General features: G+C 71.6%; 20 protein-coding genes, 2 tRNA genes and 1 pseudogene. 10 read left to right on the forward strand and 13 right to left on the reverse strand.

Annotated elements, in window-relative coordinates:
• Nucleotides 1-44 precede the first annotated feature (44 nt).
• On the forward strand, nt 45-2,042 hold the full coding sequence (pknB, locus tag ACWCPN_RS05955; RefSeq protein ID WP_451202673.1) for a Stk1 family PASTA domain-containing Ser/Thr kinase: 1,998 nt from the start codon (nt 45-47) through the stop codon (nt 2,040-2,042).
• Nucleotides 2,043-2,196: 154 nt separating this feature from the next.
• On the opposite strand, the gene ACWCPN_RS05960 is transcribed toward pknB, so the two are convergent.
• The 5 genes from ACWCPN_RS05960 to ACWCPN_RS05980 all read right to left on the reverse strand — a co-directional run bounded on the left by ACWCPN_RS05960 (nt 2,197) and on the right by ACWCPN_RS05980 (nt 5,825).
• Complete coding sequence (locus tag ACWCPN_RS05960; RefSeq protein ID WP_365121811.1) at nt 2,197-2,949, reverse strand: class E sortase; 753 nt, start codon at nt 2,947-2,949, stop codon at nt 2,197-2,199.
• Between the two features lie 13 nt (nt 2,950-2,962).
• On the reverse strand, nt 2,963-4,021 hold the full coding sequence (locus tag ACWCPN_RS05965; RefSeq protein WP_451202675.1) for a class E sortase: 1,059 nt from the start codon (nt 4,019-4,021) through the stop codon (nt 2,963-2,965).
• A complete protein-coding gene (locus tag ACWCPN_RS05970) occupies nt 4,018-4,656 on the reverse strand; it encodes an aminodeoxychorismate/anthranilate synthase component II (RefSeq protein WP_199211242.1) in 639 nt (212 codons plus the stop codon). Before ACWCPN_RS05970 ends, ACWCPN_RS05965 begins: the two co-directional genes overlap by 4 nt.
• A complete protein-coding gene (locus ACWCPN_RS05975) occupies nt 4,653-4,814 on the reverse strand; it encodes a hypothetical protein (RefSeq protein ID WP_390053729.1) in 162 nt (53 codons plus the stop codon). Before ACWCPN_RS05975 ends, ACWCPN_RS05970 begins: the two co-directional genes overlap by 4 nt.
• Nucleotides 4,815-5,036: 222 nt before the next feature.
• Nucleotides 5,037-5,825: a DUF881 domain-containing protein gene (locus ACWCPN_RS05980; protein WP_451202676.1), complete on the reverse strand. Its 789-nt coding sequence runs from the start codon at nt 5,823-5,825 to the stop codon at nt 5,037-5,039.
• A gap of 140 nt (nt 5,826-5,965) precedes the next feature.
• On the opposite strand from ACWCPN_RS05980, the gene crgA reads away from it, so the two are divergent.
• On the forward strand, nt 5,966-6,220 hold the full coding sequence (crgA, locus tag ACWCPN_RS05985; RefSeq protein WP_143630171.1) for a cell division protein CrgA: 255 nt from the start codon (nt 5,966-5,968) through the stop codon (nt 6,218-6,220).
• A 260-nt stretch (nt 6,221-6,480) separates the two neighbouring features.
• Here the strand turns inward: crgA and ACWCPN_RS05990 are convergent, their stop codons facing one another.
• Together ACWCPN_RS05990 and ACWCPN_RS05995 are read right to left on the reverse strand one after the other, a co-directional pair.
• Entirely contained in the window at nt 6,481-7,368 is an 888-nt protein-coding gene (locus ACWCPN_RS05990) for a rhomboid family intramembrane serine protease (protein ID WP_451202677.1), read from the reverse strand.
• A gap of 118 nt (nt 7,369-7,486) precedes the next feature.
• Entirely contained in the window at nt 7,487-8,020 is a 534-nt protein-coding gene (locus ACWCPN_RS05995; protein WP_199211240.1) for a peptidylprolyl isomerase, read from the reverse strand.
• A 242-nt stretch (nt 8,021-8,262) separates the two neighbouring features.
• Between ACWCPN_RS05995 and ACWCPN_RS06000 the strand changes: the two genes are divergently transcribed.
• A complete protein-coding gene (locus ACWCPN_RS06000; protein ID WP_199211239.1) occupies nt 8,263-8,961 on the forward strand; it encodes a DUF5324 family protein in 699 nt (232 codons plus the stop codon).
• 152 nt (nt 8,962-9,113) lie between these two features.
• Here the strand turns inward: ACWCPN_RS06000 and ACWCPN_RS06005 are convergent.
• Nucleotides 9,114-9,186: transfer RNA gene (locus tag ACWCPN_RS06005), tRNA-Ala, on the reverse strand.
• A 183-nt stretch (nt 9,187-9,369) separates the two neighbouring features.
• Between ACWCPN_RS06005 and ACWCPN_RS06010 the strand changes: the two genes are divergently transcribed.
• Nucleotides 9,370-9,918 (forward strand): helix-turn-helix domain-containing protein, encoded by a 549-nt coding sequence (locus ACWCPN_RS06010; protein WP_365121821.1) that lies wholly within the window; start codon nt 9,370-9,372, stop codon nt 9,916-9,918.
• 137 nt (nt 9,919-10,055) lie between these two features.
• A complete protein-coding gene (locus tag ACWCPN_RS06015) occupies nt 10,056-11,591 on the forward strand; it encodes a protein kinase domain-containing protein (RefSeq protein ID WP_451202679.1) in 1,536 nt (511 codons plus the stop codon).
• Here the strand turns inward: ACWCPN_RS06015 and ACWCPN_RS06020 are convergent.
• Both ACWCPN_RS06020 and ACWCPN_RS06025 read right to left on the reverse strand, forming a co-directional pair.
• Nucleotides 11,555-12,832, reverse strand: coding sequence for a hypothetical protein (locus ACWCPN_RS06020; RefSeq protein ID WP_451202680.1), 1,278 nt, complete (start codon nt 12,830-12,832; stop codon nt 11,555-11,557). The genes ACWCPN_RS06015 and ACWCPN_RS06020 overlap by 37 nt on opposite strands.
• A 397-nt stretch (nt 12,833-13,229) precedes the next feature.
• Nucleotides 13,230-13,358: a DLW-39 family protein gene (locus tag ACWCPN_RS06025; RefSeq protein WP_003999697.1), complete on the reverse strand. Its 129-nt coding sequence runs from the start codon at nt 13,356-13,358 to the stop codon at nt 13,230-13,232.
• Nucleotides 13,359-13,707: 349 nt separating this feature from the next.
• Here ACWCPN_RS06025 and ACWCPN_RS06030 point away from each other — a divergent pair, with 349 nt between their 5' ends.
• Together ACWCPN_RS06030 and ACWCPN_RS06035 are read left to right on the forward strand one after the other, a co-directional pair.
• Entirely contained in the window at nt 13,708-14,049 is a 342-nt protein-coding gene (locus ACWCPN_RS06030; protein ID WP_451202681.1) for a DUF6344 domain-containing protein, read from the forward strand.
• A 251-nt stretch (nt 14,050-14,300) separates the two neighbouring features.
• Nucleotides 14,301-15,059: a glycosyltransferase family 2 protein gene (locus ACWCPN_RS06035; RefSeq protein ID WP_451203038.1), complete on the forward strand. Its 759-nt coding sequence runs from the start codon at nt 14,301-14,303 to the stop codon at nt 15,057-15,059.
• 15 nt (nt 15,060-15,074) lie between these two features.
• Here the strand turns inward: ACWCPN_RS06035 and ACWCPN_RS06040 are convergent, their stop codons facing one another.
• Nucleotides 15,075-15,263, reverse strand: a complete 189-nt coding sequence (locus tag ACWCPN_RS06040; RefSeq protein ID WP_451202684.1) for a ferredoxin — start codon at nt 15,261-15,263, stop codon at nt 15,075-15,077.
• Nucleotides 15,264-15,758: 495 nt separating this feature from the next.
• On the opposite strand from ACWCPN_RS06040, the gene ACWCPN_RS06045 reads away from it, so the two are divergent.
• From ACWCPN_RS06045 to ACWCPN_RS06055, 3 genes and pseudogenes are all read left to right on the forward strand, one after another.
• A complete protein-coding gene (locus ACWCPN_RS06045; protein WP_451202686.1) occupies nt 15,759-20,069 on the forward strand; it encodes an nSTAND1 domain-containing NTPase in 4,311 nt (1,436 codons plus the stop codon).
• A gap of 640 nt (nt 20,070-20,709) precedes the next feature.
• Nucleotides 20,710-21,267 (forward strand): hypothetical protein, encoded by a 558-nt coding sequence (locus ACWCPN_RS06050; RefSeq protein ID WP_451203041.1) that lies wholly within the window; start codon nt 20,710-20,712, stop codon nt 21,265-21,267.
• Between the two features lie 296 nt (nt 21,268-21,563).
• A pseudogene (locus tag ACWCPN_RS06055) lies at nt 21,564-21,713 on the forward strand (site-specific integrase); the annotation flags it as partial.
• 69 nt (nt 21,714-21,782) lie between these two features.
• On the opposite strand, the gene ACWCPN_RS06060 reads toward ACWCPN_RS06055, so the two are convergent.
• Nucleotides 21,783-21,859: transfer RNA gene (locus ACWCPN_RS06060), tRNA-Ile, on the reverse strand.
• Nucleotides 21,860-21,968: 109 nt separating this feature from the next.
• The gene (locus tag ACWCPN_RS06065) at nt 21,969-22,712 is read right to left on the reverse strand and encodes a DUF3566 domain-containing protein (protein ID WP_451202689.1); all 744 of its coding nucleotides are present in this window, start codon (nt 22,710-22,712) and stop codon (nt 21,969-21,971) included.
• Between the last annotated feature and the right edge of the window lie 16 nt (nt 22,713-22,728).

Below are 22,728 nucleotides of genomic sequence, written 5' to 3' on the forward strand. Positions count from 1 at the left end.
ACATGTGCGCGGCCGGGACCGACGGAGAGGGCTGGTAGGTAGCTATGGAAGAGCCGCGTCGCCTCGGCGGCCGGTACGAGCTGGGCCAGGTGCTCGGTCGTGGTGGCATGGCGGAGGTCTACCTCGCGCATGACACCCGCCTCGGCCGCACCGTTGCGGTGAAGACGCTGCGCGCGGACCTCGCGCGCGATCCGTCCTTCCAGGCCCGGTTCCGCCGGGAGGCCCAGTCGGCCGCCTCGCTCAACCATCCCGCGATCGTCGCGGTCTACGACACGGGCGAGGACTACATCGACGGGGTCTCGATCCCGTACATCGTCATGGAGTACGTCGACGGCTCCACGCTCCGTGAGCTCCTTCACTCCGGCCGCAAGCTCCTGCCGGAGCGGACGCTGGAGATGACCATCGGCATCCTCCAGGCCCTGGAGTACTCGCACCGGGCCGGCATCGTCCACCGCGACATCAAGCCGGCCAACGTCATGCTGACCCGCAACGGCCAGGTCAAGGTGATGGACTTCGGCATCGCCCGCGCCATGGGCGACTCCGGCATGACCATGACCCAGACCGCGGCCGTCATCGGCACGGCCCAGTACCTCTCCCCGGAGCAGGCCAAGGGCGAGCAGGTCGACGCCCGCTCGGACCTCTATTCGACCGGCTGCCTCCTCTACGAGCTGCTGACGGTCCGCCCGCCCTTCGTCGGCGACTCCCCCGTGGCCGTGGCCTACCAGCACGTCCGCGAGGAGCCCCAGGCACCCTCGGTCTTCGACCCCGAGATCACGCCCGAGATGGACGCCATCGTCCTCAAGGCACTGGTCAAGGACCCGAACTACCGCTACCAGTCGGCCGACGAGATGCGCGCCGACATCGAGGCCTGCCTCGACGGCCAGCCGGTCGCCGCCACGGCCGCGATGGGCGCCGTGGGCGCGGCGGGCTACGGCGGCTACCCCGACGACCAGCCGACGACGGCACTGCGCTCGGACGCGGGAGCGACCTCCATGCTCCCGCCGATGAACCCGGACGACGGCGGGTACGGCTACGACGAACGCCCGGACCGCCGCCGCCAGCAGAAGAAGAACAACTCCTCGACGATCCTCCTCGTGGTCGCGGGCATCCTGGTGCTCGTGGGCGCGATCCTGATCGGCCAGTGGATCTTCAGCGGACACGGCAGCGAGAACGACTCGTTCGCCGCCCCGAACTTCGTCGGCAACAGCTACGGCACGGCCCAGAAGATGGCCGAGAACCGGGGCCTGAAGCTGGCGCCGCCCACGCGCAAGCCCTGCGAGGCGCAGCCGAAGGGCAACGTCTGCGAGCAGGACCCGACGCCGGGCTCGGACGTCAGCAAGGGCGACACCATCACGCTGGTGGTGTCCACCGGCGCACCGAAGGTCACCGTCCCGGACGTGCTCGGCATCCAGTACGACCAGGCCGAGGCCCAGCTGCGCAAGAAGGGCTTCGAGGTCGAGAAGAAGACCGAGGTGTCCAGCCAGACGCCCAACGTGGTCACCAAGCAGGACCCGGACGGCGGCACCAGCCGGCAGAAGGGCTCGACCATCGTCCTCACGGTCGCCAAGGCCGAGGAGAAGGTCGCGGTCCCCGACGTCACCGGCAAGACCTGTGACGAGGCCAGGGCCGAACTGCAGTCGAAGGGCCTGGCCCCGAACGCGACCTGCAACGACACCCCCACCGACAACCCCGACGACGACGGCAAGGTCCTCTCGACCACCCCGACGGCGGGCAGCGAGGTCGCCAAGAACACCCCGGTGACGATCAACGTCGGCAAGGTGCAGAACCAGCAGGTGCAGGTCCCGAACGTGCAGGGCCAGAAGCTCAAGGACGCCAGGAAGCTGCTGGAGCAGGTCGGCCTGAAGGTCGGCAACGTCACCCCGACCCAGGACGACAACGCGATCGTCTTCACGGCGAACCCGGGCCAGGGCAGCACGGTCCAGCGCGGCTCGGCCGTCGACCTGGTCACCGTCGGCGGCCAGAACGGCAACAACGGCGGAAACGACGGCGGCACCAACTTCTTCGGCGGCGCCGGAGGCTGACGCCCGCCACACACGAGTGGGCCCCTGCCGGACGGTTCCGGCAGGGGCCCACTCGTTTTCAGCGATCACCTGTCGACCCGGGAGTGGGCGCCGCGGACCCGCACGAAGGCCCGAAGCCGCGAGGAGGAGGTGCGGCTTCGGGCCGAAGGGACCGTCAGCGCAGTTCCGCCGGCGGCGTGCGCTTGCTGTTCACCTTGTCCACGCGGACCAGTTCGCCCCACACCACGTACCGGTAGCGGGACGTGTAGACCGGGGTGCAGGTCGTCAGGGTGATGTAGTGGCCCGGCTTCTTCCTGCCGGACTGGTCGGGGATCTGGGAGAGGACCTTGACGTTGTACTTCGAGGTCTCCGGGAGGATCGAGTAGACCTTGTAGACGTACCAGTCGTCCTTCGTCTCGAAGACGATCGGGTCGCCGTCCTTCAGCTTGTCGATGTTGTGGAACTTCGCGCCGTGGCCGTCCCGGTGGGCGGCGAGGGTGAAGTTGCCCTTCTTCCCGGTGGTGGGCAGCGCGGCCTTGACGGGCTCCGTGTAGTAGCCGGCCACACCGTCGTTGAGGATGTCCTCCCCGGTGCCCTTCTCCACCAGCACCGCGCCGTTGCGCATCGCCGGGACGTGCAGGAAGCCGATGCCGTCCTTGGTGTCCAGTGCCCCGGGACCCGTGTCGGTGGACTGGGCCCAGTGGTCGCGGACCCGGTCGGCCTGCCGGTCCGCCTTGCGGTCCGCTATGACGTTCGTCCACCACAGGGAGTAGACGACGAACAGTCCCATCACCACGCCGGCGGTGATGAGCAGTTCACCGAAGAAGCTGACCGCCAGCGCGACCCGGCCGGGGCCTCGGCGGCCCGGGACGGGCGTCGCGCCGGACGTCTCCGTGTGGTCTTCGGTCTCGTCGGCGGTCGCTGCCACAGTCTTGTTGCCCCTACTCGATGAGCGCGTCCGGCTTGCCCTTGCTGCGCGGGCGTTCCTCGACCATCTTGCCCCAGACGATCAGCCGGTACTTGCTGGTGAACTCCGGCGTACAGGTGGTGAGAGTGATGTAGCGGCCCGGCCCGGTGAACCCCGAGCCCTTGGGCACCGGGTTCAGGACGCTGGTGTTGGACGGCGGGGTCACCGGCAGCGTCGAGGTCACCTTGTACACGAAGTACTCGTCCTGCGTCTCGACCACGACCGGGTCACCGGGCGTCAGCCTGTTGATGTACCGGAACGGCTCGCCGTGCGTGTTGCGGTGCGCCGCAAGGCCGAAGTTGCCCGCCTTCGCGTCCGGCATCGCCGTCTTCAGCGGCGCCTCGCCGTAGTGCCCGACCATCCCCTTGTCGAGCACCTTCTTGTTGCTGACGCCCTCGGCGATCGGCGCCACCACGTCCAGCTTGGGGATGTGGAGTATCGCGAAGCCCTGCCCCGGTTCGAACACCCCCGGGGCCCGCCTGCCGTTCGCCCAGTCGTCCTGCAGCTGGTGCGTCTCGCTGCCCGCCTGCGCGTGCGCGCGGACGTTCGTCCACCACAGCTGGTAGGTGACGAACAGCAGCATCAGCACGCCGGTGGTGATGAACACCTCGCCGATCGCCCGGCTCGCGATGACGCCCGGACCCGGCTTGCGCAGCCGCGCCTGCCGCCGGGCCTCGACCCGGGACAGCGGCCGGCCGCCCTCCGGTTCCGCCGCGGCCGTGGCCTCCCGGTGCACTCCGCCGTGACGCCCACCGCGCCGCTTGGCGGCCTTTCTGCGGGCCGCACGGCCACCCGCCGGGGGTCCGGGGGCGGACGAGGCGGAAGAGGCCTCTGAGGCGCGCGGAGCGCCGTTCTCGGGACCCTGCGCCCGATCGGGCAGCCGCAGCGCCATCGTCTCGTCGTCCAGAGCGGCCCGGTACGGCTGCCCCGGCGACGTCCCCGCGACGTGCCAGTCCCCGTGCGCACCGGAAGCCCCGTACGACTGATCCCCGTACGAGGCATCGGTCTCGCGCTCCGGGCGCAGCGCGGTCACGCCGTGGCCCTGCCCACCACCGGGGCGAGCCCCGCCGACCTCGCCACCGCGCCCTCGTCGCCGCACTCGACCAGCCAGTTGGCCAGCATCCGGTGCCCGTGCTCGGTCAGCACCGACTCGGGATGGAACTGCACGCCCTCCACCGGGAGTTCACGGTGGCGCAGGCCCATGATGATGCCGTCGTGGGTCCGGGCCGTGACCTCCAGCTCGGCCGGGACGGTCGCGGGCTCCGCCGCCAGCGAGTGGTAGCGGGTCGCCGTGAACGGCGAGGGCAGTCCGGCGAAGACGCCCCGGCCGCCGTGCTCCACCAGCGAGGTCTTGCCGTGCAGCAGCTCCGGCGCCCGGTCCACCACACCGCCGTACGCCACCTGCATCGACTGCATGCCCAGGCACACCCCGAAGACGGGGACACCGGTCGCCGCGCAGTGCCGGACCATGTCCACGCACACGCCCGCCTGCTCCGGCGTGCCCGGTCCCGGTGAGAGCAGCACGCCGTCGAAGCCGTCCTGCGCGTGCGCGGTCGACACCTCGTCGTTGCGCAGCACCTCGCACTCGGCGCCGAGCTGGTACAGGTACTGGACCAGGTTGAAGACGAAGCTGTCGTAGTTGTCGACGACGAGAATCCGCGCGCTCACTGGTTGTCCACCGTCACATCGTTGAAGGGCAGCAGCGGTTCGGCCCAGGGAAAGACGTACTGGAAGAGGACGTAGACCACGGCCAGGACCAGGACGAGCGAGACCAGCGCCTTCGCCCACACGTTCCCCGGCAGATGCCGCCAGATCCAGCCGTACATGCCGTCCCTTCCCGTCTCACCACGGCACCGGTAACCCACGCCGTACGGCACCAGACTAACGGCGTGGAGCCCTTGGTTGGCCTGACTCGGCGGGCTGCTTGGTCAGCGCGGGGGACCCGCCGGACGCGTGTACCCGGACGTACGTGGCGGGGGGCCGATCACCTCAACGCCCGCCGTGACGGTTTCACGGGAGCCGCGCACCGCCCGCGCCCGGACGGATGGCTACTGCACCGGCTTCGCGTAGTGCAGATCCACGGTGCCCGAGTAGCCCGGCAGCGTCACCGTCCCGTCCTCGGTGACCTTCCAGCCGAGACCGTAGACGTTGACGTACACCATGTACGTCTGGATCGCCTTGCTCGCGGCGAGCGACTGCTGCAGCCGCTCCGGGTCACCCACCGCGGTGATCTTGTACGGCGGCGAGTAGACCCGACCCTGGAGGATCAGGGTGTTGCCGACGCAGCGCACCGCGCTGGTGGAGATCAGCCGCTGGTCCATGACCTTGATGCCCTTGGCGCCGCCCTGCCACAGCGCGTTCACCACGGCCTGCAGGTCCTGCTGGTGGATGACCAGGTAGTCGGGCTGCGGCTCGGGGTAGCCGGGCAGCTTCGCCGTGGCGTTCGGCGGGGCGTCGTTCAGGGTGACGGTGATCGCGCTGCCCTTGACCTGCTGGGTGCCCGCGCCCCGCTCCAGGCCGCTCAGCTTCTCGTCCTGCGCCCTGGTGCTGCCGTCGTCCCCCTCGGCGAGCGACTCCACGTTGTCCCGCAGGGCCGCGTTGGACTCGTCGAGCTGCTTGTTCTTGTGGCTGCGCTCCTGGATGAGGTCGGACAGCTTGAGCAGGGAGGCGTCCTGCCGGATGTCGGTGCCCTTGGCCGTGTTGAAGCTGGTGAAGAAGATCAGGCCGGCCAGGGCGAACACGGCCACCGTGAGAATCCGCGCCGGACGCAGGCGCGACGAACGAACCGGGCCGGAACCCGTTGATCCCGTCCCGGGGGAGTCGGCAGAATTGCTCAACGTACCCTTATCTCCTTCGGCGCCGCGGAAGCACTACGCTAACGGACGCCCGGGGGAGCGCTAAGTGTCCCCTTGTACGCTGCCCCGGACCGACCCAGTTACCTGCGCGGCCACGCAGCGCATCGACAGGAGAGACCCTCGTGCCGAAGTCACGTATCCGCAAGAAGGCCGACTACACGCCCCCGCCCGCGAAGCAGGGGCAGGCCATCAAGCTCACCAACCGCGCCTGGGTCGCGCCGGTCATGCTGGCCATGTTCCTCATCGGCCTGGCCTGGATCGTCGTCTTCTACGTCACGGACGGCTCATTGCCGATCGACAGCCTGGACAACTGGAACATCGTGGTCGGTTTCGGCTTCATCGCCGCCGGCTTCGGTGTCTCCACCCAGTGGAAGTAGCCTGCTCCAGGCCGGCTCTGCCCAGGGCTGTTCACTGAGTTATCCACAGGATTGAGCGTCGTCCACACCCTCCTGGGGAAAAGACTACGATCTGTGGATAACCTCTCAGCCGTTGACGCCGGTGTGACTGCCCTACCGGTCCCCGGACGAGCGTTCGCCCCCTGCCCCACCTGCGGAAACACATCCGAGCGGCAGGGGGCACAGCTGTGTCCGCACAGTATGCACAAGATTCACCACACACTGTGGACAACGGTTCGACGTCAGGTGAGCTGAGCGGTTCTGACCAGCACCAGAACCAGCACCACGGCCAGGACGAGCGCACACGTGCCGTACTGGATCAGTGACCGCCGTTCCCGAGGGGCGTGCACCATGGCGTACCCGGTGACGATGCCGGCGACCAGGCCGCCGATGTGGGCCTGCCAGGCGATGCCGCCCCAGCCGAAGGTGATGATCAGGTTGATCACCAGCAGGGCGATGACCGGGCGCATGTCGTAGTTGAGCCGGCGCATCAGCACCGCCGTGGCCCCGAACAGCCCGAAGATCGCGCCCGAGGCGCCGAGCGAGGGCTGGTTGGGAACGGCGATGAGATAGCTGAGTGCGCTGCCGGCGAGGCCCGAGACGAAGTACAGGGCCAGGTACCGGGCGCGGCCGAGGGCGGCCTCCAGGGGGCCGCCGATCCACCACAGGCTGAGCATGTTGAACAGGATGTGCACATAGCCGCCGTGCAGGAACATCGAGGTCAGCAGGCGGTAGTACTGTCCTTCGGCCACCCCTTCGAGGGCGCCGAAGGGGGTCATCTGGGCACGGGCGACGAGGTCGAACCGGTCGGTGAAGCTGTCACCGACGGCCATCTGGACCAGGTAGAGCGCCAGGTTGATCCCGATGAGGATCTTGGTGACCAGCCGGGGGTCCGCCGCCACCGTGCCCCCCGCGACCGTGCGCGGGCGGGAGGCTGCGGGAGAGTGGCCGGTGCCCGAGCCCGCGCGGACGCATTCGGGGCACTGGAAGCCGACCGAGGCGCTGACCATGCACTCGGGGCAGATGGGGCGCTCGCAGCGGGTGCAGTGCACGCCGGTCTCGCGGTCCGGGTGCCGGTAGCACACGGGCACGCTCCGGGCGTCGTGCGTGCGGTCTGCGGCGTGTTCCATGAGCACCCCTTGCTGGTCGTGGGCCTTCCCTCCGGCACTACCCCGCCCCGCTCTTCCATACGGACGAGCGGGGCGTTTGGTTCCCTGGTGAGGGCCGGGGGCGTGAGCGCGCCCGCGCTCAGCTCGCGCGCTTCTCGATGACGACCGACTCGATGACGACGTCGTTGACCGGCCGGTCGTTCGGCTTGGTGGTGGGGACGGCGGCGATGGCGTCCACCACCTTCTGACCGGCCGGGTCGGTGACCTCGCCGAAGATGGTGTGCTTGCGGTTCAGCCAGGTCGTCGGGGAGACGGTGATGAAGAACTGCGAGCCGTTGGTGCCCGGGCCGGCGTTGGCCATGGCGAGCAGGTAGGGCTTGTTGAAGGACAGGTCCGGGTGGAACTCGTCCTCGAACTCGTAGCCGGGGCCGCCGATGCCGCTGCCCAGCGGGTCGCCGCCCTGGATCATGAAGCCGCTGATCACCCGGTGGAAGACCGTGCCGTCGTAGAGCCGGTCCGTGCTCACGGTGCCGGTGCCCGGGTGGGTCCACTCACGCTCGCCCTGTGCGAGTTCGACGAAGTTCCTGACGGTCTTCGGCGCGTGGTTCGGGAAGAGCCGTACCTCGATGTCGCCGTGGTTGGTCTTCAGGGTGGCGTAGAGCTGCTCGGCCACGGTGTGCCTTCCGTTGTCCTCGTGTAACCCCCCGATCCTCGCACGGCGGGGGTCGGGTGGCGCCCGGCCCGTGGCGAGTTCCGCGGAGAGGGAGCGCACGGCGGCGATTCGTGGCAGTGTCGTCGACAGGCCCCTGTTGCACCCATATGCCCGCCCTCGCATGCCGCACCGGCCCCCGGGAGGCATGATCCGTAAAAGGGTGGAAAGTCGAATTACCGTACGCCACCGAGGAGGAGGAACCCGTGACCCGCATTGAAAGCGTGCGCGCCGCGACCGGCTCGGCGAAGGACAGCGTGCTGCACGCCGCGGAAGTGGTGGCGCCCTACGCCGACACGGCCAAGGAGCGTGCCGCGTATTACGCGCAAGAGGCACGCGTACGGCTGGCGCCCGTGGTGTCGCAGGCCGCCGAACAGGCCCGCGAACAGTACGACGCCCGGCTCGCCCCGCGTCTGGAGCAGGCTCGCGCGCATGTACCGCCGAAGGTGGACATGGCCGCACACGAGGCCGCCGTCCGCACCCGCAAGGCTGCCCGGCAGGCGGCCGACTACTCACGTCCGAGGATCGAGCAGGCGGTGGCCGCGGCCGCGCCGGTGGCCGACGAGGCCGCGACGCGGGGTGCCGCCGCACTGGCCGCGCTGCGCGGCCAGGTCACGGCCGAGGAGATCCGGAAGCTGGCCCGCAGGAACGAGCGGCGCTGCCGGGCCGGCCGTGCCGTGAAGGCGCTGGCGCTGCTGGGCCTGGTCGCGGGAGGTGCGTTCGCGGCCTGGAAGTGGTGGGACAAGCAGGCCAACCCCGACTGGCTGGTGGAGCCGCCTGCCGCGACCGAGGTGCCGGAGTCGGGCCTGAGCGCGGTGGACGGCAGTGGCTCGGCGGTCCTGGACCCCGAGGTCCAGGCGAAGCAGGCCGAGGACGAGGCCGCCGACCGGGACGACAAGGACTGAGCCGGCGATATCCCACCCTCCCCGAAACAGCGGTGGGGCGGACGACCCGAAGGTCGTCCGCCCCACATCCGTTTCACGTGAAACAGGCCCGAGGAAGGCCACGAAGAAGCCCTCCGTAGCTGCGTCGTCGCAGCTCGGAGGGCTTTTCCAGGTGGAGCCTAGGGGAGTCGAACCCCTGACATCCGCCATGCAAAGACGGCGCTCTACCAACTGAGCTAAGGCCCCGGAAAGGAAGCGTCCGGCCGTAGGAACCACGTCCCGGGCGGGCGCCGGGCACCAGAGTACCGGGTCACCCCCCGTATCCCGCAAAAAGATTGGGGGTCCCGGCGAATGACCACTCTCCGTAAGATGCTCGGCGTGGTTCGCTACAGCGAACCGCGGTTTCAGGGGTAGCGATGGGGAGACGCAATGGACGCCGCACAGCAGGAAGCCACCGCGAGAGCGCGGGAGCTGCAGCGGAACTGGTACGGAGAGCCGTTGGGGGCGCTCTTCCGTAAGCTCATCGACGATCTCGGGCTCAACCAGGCCCGGCTCGCGGCGGTGCTCGGGCTGTCGGCTCCGATGCTGTCGCAGCTGATGAGCGGCCAGCGCGCCAAGATCGGCAATCCCGCCGTGGTCCAGCGGGTTCAGCTGCTGCAGGAGCTGGCGGCCCTGGTCGCGGACGGCAGCGTCAGCGCGGCCGAGGCGACCGAGCGGATGGACGAGATCAAGAAGTCCCAGGGGGGCTCGGTGCTGAGCAACACCACGCATACGACGAACAGTTCCGGTGCGCCGACGGTCAAGCGCGTGGTGCGTGAGATCCAGTCGCTGCTGCGCTCGGTGGCCGCCGCCGGGGACATAATCGAGGCCGCCGACAGTCTCGCCCGGTCCCACCCCGAGCTGGCAGAGTTCCTCCGGGTCTACGGGGCCGGCCGTACCTCCGACGCGGTCGCGCACTACCAGTCCCACCAGAACTGATCTCACGGCCCGGTCCTCGGAGGGGGTCCTGGACCGGGCCCGGGGTGTGTTCCAGGGGGACCGCGGGAATGCCCGTCTCCCGGTGGGCCGGGGGTGTGTCACTCGTCGAGGGGCTGGGGGAGGAGCGGCGGACTGTCATGGGTGAGGTCTTCGCCGGCCGGTACGAACTGGCCGATCCGATCGGGCGTGGCGGGGTGGGTGCCGTCTGGCGTGCCTGGGACCACCGGCGCCGACGCTATGTGGCCGCCAAGGTGCTCCAGCAGAGCGACGCCCACTCGCTGCTGCGCTTCGTACGCGAGCAGGCCCTGCGCATCGACCATCCGCATGTCCTCGCTCCGGCCAGCTGGGCGGCCGACGACGACAAGGTCCTGTTCACCATGGACCTGGTGGGGGGCGGCTCGCTGGTCCATCTCGTCGGTGACTACGGCCCGCTCCCGCCGGGCTTCGTGTGCACCCTGCTGGACCAGCTTCTGTCGGGGCTCGCCGCGGTGCACGCGGAGGGCGTCGTGCACCGCGACATCAAGCCCGCCAACGTGCTGCTCGAGGCCACCGGAACCGGCCGCCCGCGCCTGCGGCTGTCCGACTTCGGCATCGCCATGCGGTTCGGTGAGCCCCGCCTGACGGAGACCAATCTCGTGGTGGGTACGCCGGGTTATCTGGCGCCCGAGCAACTGCTGGGTTCCGAACCGGACTTCCCGGCCGATCTGTTCGCGGTGGGTCTGGTCGCCCTGTATCTGCTCGAGGGTGCCAAGCCGGACGCCAAGGCTCTGGTGCAGTACTTCGCGGAGCACGGAACGCCCGGCCCGCCCAGGGGAGTTCCGGAACCGCTGTGGCAGGTCGTCGCCACCCTGCTCCAGCCTGATCCGGCGGCCCGGTTCCGCACCGCCACAGGAGCGCGCAAGGCGCTCGCCTCGGCCGTCGAACTGCTGCCGGAGCCGGGCCCGGACGACGAGTTGATCGAGATATTCGACCAACTCGGTCCGCTTCCGCCCGGGTTCGGACCCGGAGGACCGCTGCAACCCGCTTCGGGGGTGCGGGTACGGGAGGCGCCCCCGGCCGCGGGCGTCCACGGCGGTGACGGCGCGGGGAGTGCCGGGGCGGAGCGCTCCGGCACCGGATCGATGTCGGACACCGGGAGTTTCCATCTTCCGCCGCCGCAGCCGACGCCGAGCCCCCAGCCGTACGTCCGGCGTGCGGAGCAGGCGGCGGCCCCGGTGCCGCGGAACGACGGGCCTCCGGCCGGTCGTGCGCCGGCTCCCGTCGCGAAGCCGGGCGCGGGCGTCCCGTACACCCCGGCACACCGTCCGGAACCCTCCCCCGGGTTCCACTCCGGCCGGCATGCCGCCGCGGACTCCCCTGCTTTCCCGGTCGCCCCGGAGGCTCCGACGGACCCGGCGGTCTCCGCGCCCCCGGTCCCCTGGGCGCCGCCGCGCACCGATCCCTCCACCGCCTCGTACACCGCCCAGGACCCGCGCGTACCTCCGCCCGCCCGGCCGGCCGGTCCCGCCGCCGTTCCCCACGCCGGGTCGATGGCCGGGCGCGCGTCCGGGCGGGGACGCCGGGCTCGTCGGGCGGTCCGGCGTCCCGGGCCCCCGGCGAAGGCGGCCATACCGATCCTGCTCCTGGCGCTGGCCTGCTACGCCGTGGGTTTCTGGGCGCTGGCCCGCGTCTGAGCCCGCCGGGCCGCGACGGTCCAGCCGCCCAGCACCAGCAGCAGTGCGGTCCCGGTGCCGATGCCGCCGGCCGCGACCGCCTTCATCGCGATGCCGCCGCCCCCGGTGTCGCCGGTGGCGGCGGCCCGCCGGTCCTGCTCCGTGACCGTGAAGACGTCTCCCGGCTCCGGCCGCCCGGCGTATCGCGGTCCGTCGTGCGCCTGCCCGTCGACGCGTACCCGCAGCGTCACGTGGAACGGGCCCGTGCCGAAGGTGCCGGCCATCTTCTCGCTGAGGTGCAGCACGAGGTAGTAGTCGCCGGCGAAGCGCACCGTGTTCTCGCCGGTGAGGACGGCGTACCGGTTGGCGTACTCCACGGGCGGCAGCGGATCGAGGGCCGCGGACCTGCGGGTGCCGGTGTAGCCGAGGGAGGCGCCGTCGACGTATCCGCGCACGGGGCTGTACAGCGAGAGGTTCAGGGCGCCGCCGACATAGCCGTGGCCGCTCGTGGAGGCGTCCAGTTCGGCGACGGCGTGCACCCGGCGGCCCCAGTCGACCGGGACCCTGTAGAAGAGGGTGCTCCCGGGTGTGATGCCGGTCCGCCAGACCCCCCGGCCGAGCGGGCGGGCGGAGGTGAACCCGGTGCCGCCGGCGCGGTCACGGGGGTCTCCGGTGAGCGGCTCGGGGGTGGCGTCGTTCTGCTCCGGGGGCGCCGTGGTGGGTCCGGCGGCGGCCAGGCCGGGCTCGGTGACGGGTGCGATCTCCAGGTCCCAGCGCGGCGCGGGGGAGGCCGTGTCCCTCGCGGTGCCGCCGGCGCTCAGGCGCTCGACGCGCAGGTAGTAGGTTCCGGCTCCCTGACACAGTGAGCGGCCGGTCTGCCGTTGTCCCAGGGCGGTCACCGGGCGGGCGCTGAGGCCCGCGCCGAAGAGCGCGGAGGCGGTGGAGCAGCGGGTGCCGCGCGCGTCCTCCAGGGACACCCGGATGCCGTCGGTGGCGTTGCCGGTGGTGCCGGCCGGGGGGACGGCGGTGACCGGGGCGTACGCGGACTCGGCGGCGGTGAGGTCGAGCCGGTAGGTGAGCGGGCCGCTGCCCGGAAGGGAGTCGCGGTAGGTACGGCCCGGTTCCAGGCGCGGTGCGCCGGCGGTGCCGGTGGCGCCCGTCACGGACCGGCCGGCGGGGTCGAAGGCGTAGGCGTCCTGGGCTCCGGCCGCCGCCGCGATCCCGGTCGGCAGCGCGGCCACGGCGCACAGCGCGGCCGTCACGACGCCCGCCCTGGCCGCCGCGCTCCTCGGCCGGCCATCGCTCCGCGGCCACCATGTCCTGCACCTTCGCCCCCGCACGTGCCGCTCCCCTCACGTTCCGCGCCGCGCATCCGGCCGTGGCCCATCCTGCCCCGGGCAGCCCTGCGCCATCCGGGGAATCCGTACGGCCGTCCGAAGCACCGGTACCGGCGAAGCGCGCGGCTGCGGCCCGCCCGGTGACGGCTACACCACCTCCGGTGATCCGGCAACACGAGCCATAGGACCACCGGACAATCGGACAAGAGGACCGGATGGTGGAGAAAGGCGGGCTCCAGGGCCGCGGAGGCGCGTGTCCGCCCGGACAACACAAAACCCCGACCGCAAAGGCGGCCGGGGTCTGATCAGTCCGAATCGGTACTCACGAACCCGTGGGCACGGAGTCAGTCGCCTCCGTCCACAGGTCCTGCTCGGCGCGATCCGCCTGGATCTGGCGGTACACGAGGAGCCCGCCGATGGCGGCCAGTGCGACCAGGAGCAGCTTCTTCACCGCGCGACCTCGTCTTTCCTTGACGTAGGGGACCTCTGGCGCCCGACTATACACACCGGCCGATATCGATCGGTGACCTGCGTCGGGCCCCAACTCCCGCCTCCGGGGCGCGCGATAGGCCCGGTCGGCACCGCCGTGACCGGAGGGTGATCACACCCCCACGGGCCGTCACTTTGCTCGCGTTTCGCTCCACCTCGCCCGGTTTCGGGAGATTTCCGGTTCTCTTACGTCCATCCGAGTGGTGTTGATCAGAACATCGACGCGCCACGGTCGCAGGTCCACCACTTCGCGACGCCGATACACATCATGAGGAAAGTACGCAAATCGCCCAACCTGAAAGTGAGGGGCCATGACCAGGAACAACAAGGTCGTGCAGCTGTGGACCGCCATCGTCACCGCCTTCCTCGCGCTGTGCACGGCGCTCGGACTCGTCACCGCGACCACCGCCACCGCGGCGGCCGCACCCCGGACCGAGGCCCCGCAGGACAGCGTCGCGCAACGGATCGTCCCGGCCGGCCCCCTCGCGCATCCCTGGACCCGCTCGCATGCCAGGGCCCTGCCTCCCACGATGAAGCAGCGCATCCGGGCCGAGGCCCACGGAAAGTCCCCTAGCTGCCGGCACAGCCCCCTCACCGACACCGAAGCCGAGACGGACCCGGACCTTCAGTCCACGGACCCGCTGAACTGCTGAAGCCCCCGCGGTACTGAGAACGCAGACGTTTCGACACAAGGGCGACTTGCGTACGCATCAGTCGACACGGACAGACCCCCGGCCGGGATCGGCCGGGGGTCTCGCGCTGTCCGGAGAACGCCGGTACCGGCTCGTCAGGCCCGACTCGACGCCCTAGCCTGGGCGGATGCCCAGGGTCTCGGACCTCGTGCTGCCCGGCGACCGCACGGCCCGCTCCTCACCACGTGCCCGGAAAGGTGGTGGATGCCGCCGTGCCCCGGCGCGTCACCGTTGTCACCGCTGTCCACGCCCCGTCCGCCCGCTTCCTGCCGGACGCCCACAAGTCCCTGCGCGAGCAGCGGCTCCCGGACGGCTGGGAGTGGCAGTGGCTGATCCAGGAGGACGGCCTGACCGACGCGGTGCGCCCGTACGTGCCGGACGACGAGCGGGTGAGTTTCCGGCAGGGGCGGACCGGCGGGCCGGGCGTCGCCCGCACCATCGCGCTGGCGCGCGCGGACGGCGCGTATGTGAAGGTCCTGGACGCCGACGACCTGCTCACGCCCGGCGCCCTCGCCCGTGACCTGGCCGTCCTGGAGGCCGACCGCACCCTCGGCTGGACCACCGCGCGGACGCTGGACCTGCTCCCCGACGGCTCAACGGCCGGCTTCCCCGGCGATCCGGACGACGGCCCCGTCGAGCGCGGTGCCGTACTGCGCCACTGGAAGGAGCACGGGTTCCGGGCCCAGGTCCATCCGGCGTCGCTCTGCGTCCGCCGGGACCTGCTGACGGCGCTCGGCGGCTGGATGGCCCTGCCCGCCTCCGAGGACACCGGCCTGCTGCTGGCGCTGAACACGGTCAGCCGCGGCTGGTTCACCGGTGAGCCCGGGCTGCTGTACCGGAAGTGGGAAGGGCAGGTGACCGGTCAGGCGGCCCACACCGACCCGGCCGAGCGGGACGCCCGCATGGCGGTGGTGGAGGCCAGGGCGCGTGCCCTGGCGGACCTCGGCTGGACCTTTCCGCCCGGCCGGTGATCCGCGCTCACCACGTCATTCGCCGAGCACGACGGCCTGGGAGGGACACCTCTCGGCCGCCTCGCGCACCCCCGGGTCCTCCCCCGCGTCCTCCTGGCCGGGCCGGACCACGCCGTACCCGTCCTCGAACGCGAACACCGACGGGGCGCGGTGCGCGCACTCGGCCGAGCCGTAGCACACGGCGCGGTCCACCGAGACCTTCATACGTCCTCCAGCCCTGCGGGACGCCGGCGCCCCCACGGGACGGCCGGCGGTCGGTGACTGACCACCAGGACGTGACTGCCCGGTTCGGCCGCCCGGTGAACCGCCGCCCGGTACCCGGCCCGTCCGGCACCGGTCCCTCCCCTCGTGGGGACCGGTACCGGACGGATCGGGTGGCGTCGCCCGCACCGTGTCGGCGGATCGGTGCGGGGGCTCGGGTGTCCTGGACGGTCATGCACCTCGTGCCGTCGATCTCCGCCGCGCCCGCGGGCACATTGGCCGAGAACGTTCGGCACATCGGGCCGTCCGCCCGGGTACCGGCCCGGTGGCCTGTCCGGACCGAGTGTGACGATTCCGCTACCGCGTCGTGATCCTGCCATTTACGGCCCCCCACGAGGAGGTCCCGGTCTCCGGTCCAGGGCGTAGCCGCAGGTCAGCCGTATAGGGTGAGTTTTCCGGTCCGGACGTCCTGATGCGGGGGGAGTAAGGGGTGGGACCTTGAGTTCCGACTCAGGGACACGCACGGCCTTCGCCGAGCGCCTCGCACTGCTGTACAAGGAGGCCGGCAATCCACCCCTGAAGAGCGTGTCCGAGGCGGTCGTACGACTGCAACGGGTGGATGAGCGCGGACGGCCGGTACGGGTGTCCGCCCAGCGGATCAGTGACTGGCGGCGGGCCAAGAACGTACCGGCCCAGTTCGCCGCCCTCGCGGCCGTCCTGCAGATCCTGATCCCGGAGGCGCGCCGCGCGCGGCCGGTCCCGGTCTCCGGCGGCCTGTACGACCTGCCCCAGTGGCAGCGCCTGTGGGAACGCGCGCTGGCCGACCCGGCAGGCGACCGCCCCGTGGTGCCCGCCCAGGAGAACCGGCGGCCGCCGGCCCAGGCACCGCCCGTCGCCGGCGGTGTGTGCCCGTACCGGGGTCTGGCCCCCTACCGCCAGGAGGACGCCCGCTGGTTCTTCGGCCGGGAGCGGAGCACCGAGTCCCTCATGGCCCAGCTCCGCGCCGCGGAGCGGACCGGCGGACTGATCATGGTCGTCGGCGCCTCGGGCGCCGGTAAGTCCTCCCTGCTGAACGCCGGCCTGGTGCCCGCGATACGCGACGGCGCGCTCGGGGACGGCAGCGGCGGTCCGCCGACGGCCGTGCTCCAGCTGGTGCCGGGCGCCGATCCGCTGGGCGAGCTGACCCGCCGGATCCCGGAACTGGACGCCCTCGCCGCCGACGCGCACGTGGCCGAGACCGGGTCGGCCCACCGGCCGGACACGCCGGGCTCCGGCACCCCGCGCCTCGTCCCCGCGGTGCGCGAGGCGGTCACGGCGTGGGCGCTCCGGGAGACGTCCGCCCCGCAGCACCAGGAGCCGCCCGGCGACACGTCCCAGGACGCGCGCCGGGCCGGCACCGGCCCGGCGGACACACGGACGCCCGCGGCCGAACCGGCCGGCACGCGGGCGGACGGCGGCGGCCCCCGGACCACCCTCCTCGACGAGACGGGCGCCCACCCGTACCCGGCCGGGTCCGGCGACGGCACCCTTCCGATTCCGCACCGGTCCGGTGCGCCACGCCGCACCCCGGACGACACCCCCGGCCCACCCTCCGCGCACCCGGCCGGGCCCCCCGCGCGGCCGCGAGCGGTGATCATCGTCGACCAGTTCGAGGAGACCTTCACCCTCTGCCCCGACGAGGCCGCCCGCCGCGCCTTCGTCCGGCTGCTGCACGCGGCCTGCACCCCGCCCCCGGACTCGCCCGGGCCCGCACCCGTCCTGGTCGTCCTCGGCATCCGCGCCGACTTCTACGAGCAGTGCCTCGCCCACCCGGAGCTGGCCGACGCGCTCCAGCACCGGCACATGGTGCTCGGGCCGCTCACCACGGCCGAACTGCGTGAGGCGGTCACCGGCCCCGCCAAGGCCGTGGGCCTGGAGCTGGAGCCGGGCCTCGCGGAGCTGATCGTGCGGGAGGTGAGCGCGGACGGCCCGCGCGGGGCGCACGACGCCGGAGTGCTCCCGCTCCTCTCGCACGCCCTGCTCGCCACCTGGCAGCGCCGCAAGGCGGGCCGGCTGACGCTGGCCGGCTACCGCGCGGCGGGCGGCATCCAGGGCGCGGTGGCGGCCACCGCCGAGCGCGCCTGGACCAGCCTCGACCCGGCCGCCCGCAGCGCGGCCCGGCTGCTGCTGCTGCGCCTGGTCCGGCTGGGCGAGGACACGCAGGCCACCCGCAGGCGCGGCACCCGGCGCCAGCTGGCGCAGGAGTCGGCCGACCCCGGGAAGACGGAGGAGTCGCTCGAGGCGCTGGTGCGCGCCCGGCTGGTGACGCTCGACGCGGAGACCGTGGAGATCACCCACGAGGCGCTGCTGCACGCCTGGCCACGGCTGCGGCACTGGATCGACGCGGACCGGGGCGACCACCTGCTGCGCCAGCGGCTGGAGGAGGACGGCCGCGCCTGGGAGGAATCCGACCGGGACAGCGCGCTGCTCTACCGGGGCTCCCGCCTGGAGCAGGCCCGGGGCTGGGCGAAGTCGGCCGGGGACACCTATCTGACCCGCGGCGCGGTGGAGTTCCTGGCCGCCTCGGTCCGGCTGCGCAGGCGCACCGTCCTGATCAGCCGCGCCGCGGTGGCGGCGCTGGTCGTGCTCGCCGTGCTGGCGGCGGGTTCGGCGGTGGTCGCCTGGCAGCAGCGGGACGACGCCGTGTTCGAGCAGGTGATCGCGGAGGCGGACCGGGTCCAGCACACCGACCCGTCGCTGGCCGCCCAGCTCGACCTGGTGGCCCACGACCTGCGCCCCGACGACGAGGGGACCTACAGCAGGCTGATCTCGGTCGTCAACGCCCCCCTGGCCACCCCCATGCTCGGCCATCACGGCGCCGTCTACCTCACGTCGTTCAGCCCCGACGGCAGACTCCTCGCCACGGCCGGCTACGACCGGACGGTCCGCCTGTGGAACGTGGCCGACCGGGGCCGGCCCGCGCCGCTCGGCAAGCCCCTCACCGGTCACACCAGCTGGGTCAGCAGCGCGGTCTTCAGCCCCGACGGCCGCACCCTCGCCAGCGCCGGGGACGACGGCACGATCCGGCTCTGGGACGTCACCGACCCCGCCCACCCGATCCCGCTCGGCAAGCCGCTCACCGGCCACGAGGGCACGATCTACCTGGTCGCCTTCAGCCCGGACGGGCGCACCCTGGCCTCCGCCGGCGAGGACCGCACGGTGCGCCTGTGGAACGTCTCCGAGCCGCGCCGGCCCGAACCGCTCGGCGCGCTGGGCGGTCACACGGCCGCGGTGCGCTGCGTGACGTTCGGCCCCGACGGACGCACCCTCGCGGCCGGCGGCGACGACGGCACGATCCGGCTGTGGAACACGGCCGACCCGCGTCACCCGCGACCGCTGCCCAAGGTGCTCACCGGCCACACGGACCTGGTGCACTCGGTCGCGTTCAGCCCCGACGGACGCACCCTGGCCAGCGGCAGCGCGGACGACACCATCCGGCTGTGGAACGTCGCCGACCCAGCGCGCGCGGCACCCGCCGGCTCACCGCTCACCGGTCACACGGGCCCCATCTGGTCCGTGGCCTTCAGCCCCGACGGCGACCGGCTCGCCGCGGCCAGCGCGGACAGCACCGCGAGCCTGTGGAACGTCGGCGATCCGGAATCCGCGTCACAGGTCGGCGAGCCGCTGGCGGGCGGCAGCGGCGAGATGTACGCCCTGGGATTCAGCCCGGACGGCCGCACCCTCGCCACCGGCAGCGGTGACGGCAAGGTCCGCCTGTGGTCGGTGCCGACGTCGGACATGACCGGCCGCGGCGGCGCGTTCCGCCCGGACGGCAAGGTGCTCGCCACCGCCGCGCGCGACGGCGCGATCCGGCTGTGGAACGTGACCGCGCCCGGCCGGCCCGTGGCCCTGGGCAAGCCCTTCATGCGCACCAACGGCGACCAGCGGTCCCTGGTGTTCTCGCCCGACGGCCGCACCCTCGCGGTGCTCACCGGGAACCGGACGGTACGCCTGTGGAACGTCACCGACCCGGCCCACCCGGTCTCCGCCGGACCGCCGCTGGCCCTGCGGACCCGGTTCATGGGCCCGGACGCGCTGGCGTACAGCCCGGACGGGCACACCCTGGCCACCGCCTACGACGACCGCACCATCCGGCTGTGGAACGTCACCGATCCCGCCCGCGCCGTACCGCTCGGCGAGCCGCTCACCGGGCACCGGGGCTTCGTCAACTCGCTCGCCTTCAGCCCCGACGGGCGGACCCTGGCGAGCGGCAGCGCGGACAGCACCGTCCGGTTGTGGGACGTGACGAACCCCGCCCGTACCGCGCCGCTCGGCAAGCCCCTCACCAGGCACTCGGGCCCCGTCAACACGCTCGCCTTCAGCCCCGACGGCCATACGCTGGCCAGCGGCGGCGACGACGACACCGTGCGGCTCTGGGACGTCACCGACCCCCGTGCGGCGACCGAGCCGGGCCGGCCGCTCACCGGACACACCGAGGCGGTCACGTCGCTGACGTTCGGCGGATCCGGCCACATCCTGGCGAGCGGTGGCAACGACAACACCGTACGGCTCTGGAACGTCGTCCGGCCCTCGTCGGCGAGCCCCATCGGCCAGTCGATGAGCCCCTACGCCAAGACCGGCAACTTCCTGGCGTTCAGCCCCAACAGCCATGTCCTCGGCGTGTCCAGCGGCGCGGACACGGTCCGGCTGTGGCGGCTGGACGCCGACGCGGCCATCCGGCACATCTGCGCCGTCACCCGGGGCGTGCTGACCCCGCAGAAGTGGCACGAGTACCTGCCCCGCCTGTCCTATGACCCTCCGTGCCACTGACCGATCAAGATCGGCCAACTCCCCTTCGCAACAAGCCGGTTGCCTCCCACAACCACTCCAACCTTGTTACCCTTGGCCATGGCCCGATCGCTGGTGCATCCCCCGTCGCCAGCGGTCGGGCCTTCCGCGTGCCCGGATCGGGCGGACACGGCTCCCAGGGGCTCTCACTGAGGCCGGCGGGCCTGCGGACAGAGCCCGTTGCCTTCGGGATCCGCTATGACGACCCACGACTGGTCGCCCTGGCCGATGTCCACGCGGGGCAGGTCGGCACCTGTACGTCGAGGCTGGGCGCGGAGGCGACCGCGGCGCGGAAGGCGATCGACCGTTCGTCGAGCAATTTGCACAGCCGAGGCAGGAGTGCGTGTCAAAAGACCCCCGGTCCTGGTGGACCGGGGGTCTTCTCGTATGTGGGGCCAACAGGATTTGCACCTGTGGCCTCGTCCTTATCAGGTCGCTCACACGGAGTCGGCAACGTCGGTCAACCGGCGGGTTCCTTGGCTGATCGTCCGTTGCCATGCGGCGTTGGTCGGCGCTGTCCGCACCTGTTGGTGTCAGCCGTTGGTGTCAGCCGACCGATCCCCTCTTGACAGATCTGCTGTCAGTTCTCCGGAAGGGGCGCAGCTGAGAAACTGTCCTCGTGATGGACAAGGCTGGTGGAGTTCGAGGTCAGGCGGTGCGCCCTGGAAAGTACGCCCGCGTCGAGAGGGAGAGACGATTCCTGCTGGCTGAGCCTCCAGCGCCATCATCAGTGACCGTCACCCGTGTGATCACCGATCGGTATCTGGTGGGAACACGTCTGCGGCTGCGACGTGCCGATTTCTCGGACGGCGGCTGCGAGCTCAAGCTGACCCAGAAGGTGCCGATGGGTCGTACGGGCGCCGTTCAAGGCCTGATCACGAATACGTACTTGTCGCCGAACGAGTACGACTTGCTTGCCTCACTACCAGCTGCGGTTCTCGCCAAGTCGCGTTCCAGCGTGCCTCCCCTGGGCATCGACGTCTTTGGCGGTCACCTCCAGGGCCTGATCCTGGCGGAGGCTGAGTTCACCACCGATGAGGAGGCGCAGGCCTTTGTACCCCCTCCGGAGTGCGTGGCCGAGGTGACCCACGATCCCCGCTTCACCGGAGGCCGCCTTGTTGAGGCGTCTCGTCAAGACGTACTCGAATGGTTGAGCGAGTACGGGCTTCGCCCGGAGTGACATCTGGCCCAAACGCTCACCACTCGCATAAGCCACAGCCGTCCCCCGGCTCCCCGCGCACGCCACTACGGACCCGCAGCCGGAAGCGGCGCCCCTCCATCCCGGTGCCGGCCGATCCCCCCGCCGGAGGCACTGTTCTGACCGTGGCCGCGATGTGCGGTGATCGACTCATGGCCACCGGCCCTATCCACACGTGGGCGCCCGTCGGCGCAGCGCGCGCAGAGCGGGCCGAAGGCAGGAGCGCAGCGCGCAGCGGAGCCGGGAGCGCGCCCGGCGAAGCGGAGCGCAGCCGGGGCTTGAAGGTCCACCCCAAGGTCGCTCAGGCGATCCTCCGGCACAGCCAGATCAGCATGACCATGGACGTGTACACGCATGTGGTCGGCGACAGTGAGCGCGAAGCCGTTGCGATGCTTGCCGAGCTGTTGGAAGACCCGCTCATCGGCTGACCGCCGCTGTTGGTGTCAAGAGTGGGTGTCAAAAGACCCCCGGTCCTGATGGACCGGGGGTCTTTTCGCTGGTGGGGCTAACAGGATTTGAACCTGTGGCCTCATCCTTATCAGGGATGCGCTCTAACCAACTGAGCTATAGCCCCGCCGCGCTCTGCGGTGTGTCCCGCGCGCTGACTCCTGAAGATTAGCGCACGAGGGCGGCAGTCCCAAAATCGGTTGTCGGAGGGCTGTCGGGCAGGTCCGGGAGGTGGGTCACTCGTCCTCGGCCAGCGTCAGTTCGACGCCGCCCACGAAGCCCGCGGACAGGTTGTAGATGAAGGCGCCCAGCGTGGCGAGGGCCGTGGCGAGGACGACGTCGATGACCGCGATGATCGACGCGAACGTCAGCACGTGCGGCAGGGAGAGGAAGGACTGCAGGTCGAAGCCGTTGGCCTCGTTGGAGCCGGTCGCCTCCGAGATCGTGCCGCCGACGGTCGAGAACACGCCCATCGCGTCCATGACCATCCACAGCACCGCCGAGGCGACGACCGTGCAGATGCCCAGCGCGATGGAGAGCAGGAAGCTGACCTTCATCACCGACCACGGGTCGGCCTTGGCCACGCGCAGCCGTGCCTTGCGGGTGCGCGGCGCGGTCCGTGCGCCGGTGCGCGGCCGGCGTACGGCACCGGTCGGCGTCTGCGCCGGGTACGCCTGCGGCGGGTGGTACGGCCCGGAGTGCTGCTCGGAGCGCCGCTCACCGGGGAGCGGGGAGGACGTCTGCCCCTCGGCCGGGCCCGCGCCGGCCTGGGTCTGCGGGCCTCGGGTGTCCGTCACTGTTCCCCCCTGGGGTGCCGGCGTGTCGGTGGAGGGCGAGTCCTTCGCCGAGGACTTGACCGCCCTCAGCTGGGTCGTGTGCGGGTCCGCCGCACCCGTCCCCTGCGCGGCGGAGCCACGGCCGCCGCCCGTTTCCGTACCCGTGGGGGTACCGGCCGATCCGGCGCCCGTGGCTCCGCTCACGATGACTCACTCCTCG

Source organism: Streptomyces sp. NPDC002386 (genome assembly GCF_053593175.1).

Coding starts and splice junctions, on each gene's coding strand:
- ACWCPN_RS05990 (WP_451202677.1), bottom strand. CDS start 7,368: ATGGAACACGCCGCAGACCGCACGCACGACGCCCGGAGCGTGCCCGTG.
- ACWCPN_RS06040 (WP_451202684.1), bottom strand. CDS start 15,263: ATGAAGGTCTCGGTGGACCGCGCCGTGTGCTACGGCTCGGCCGAGTGC.
- ACWCPN_RS06010 (WP_365121821.1), top strand. CDS start 9,370: ATGGACGCCGCACAGCAGGAAGCCACCGCGAGAGCGCGGGAGCTGCAG.
- ACWCPN_RS05975 (WP_390053729.1), bottom strand. CDS start 4,814: ATGTACGGCTGGATCTGGCGGCATCTGCCGGGGAACGTGTGGGCGAAG.
- pknB (WP_451202673.1), top strand. CDS start 45: ATGGAAGAGCCGCGTCGCCTCGGCGGCCGGTACGAGCTGGGCCAGGTG.
- ACWCPN_RS06015 (WP_451202679.1), top strand. CDS start 10,056: ATGGGTGAGGTCTTCGCCGGCCGGTACGAACTGGCCGATCCGATCGGG.
- ACWCPN_RS06050 (WP_451203041.1), top strand. CDS start 20,710: ATGGACAAGGCTGGTGGAGTTCGAGGTCAGGCGGTGCGCCCTGGAAAG.
- ACWCPN_RS06030 (WP_451202681.1), top strand. CDS start 13,708: ATGACCAGGAACAACAAGGTCGTGCAGCTGTGGACCGCCATCGTCACC.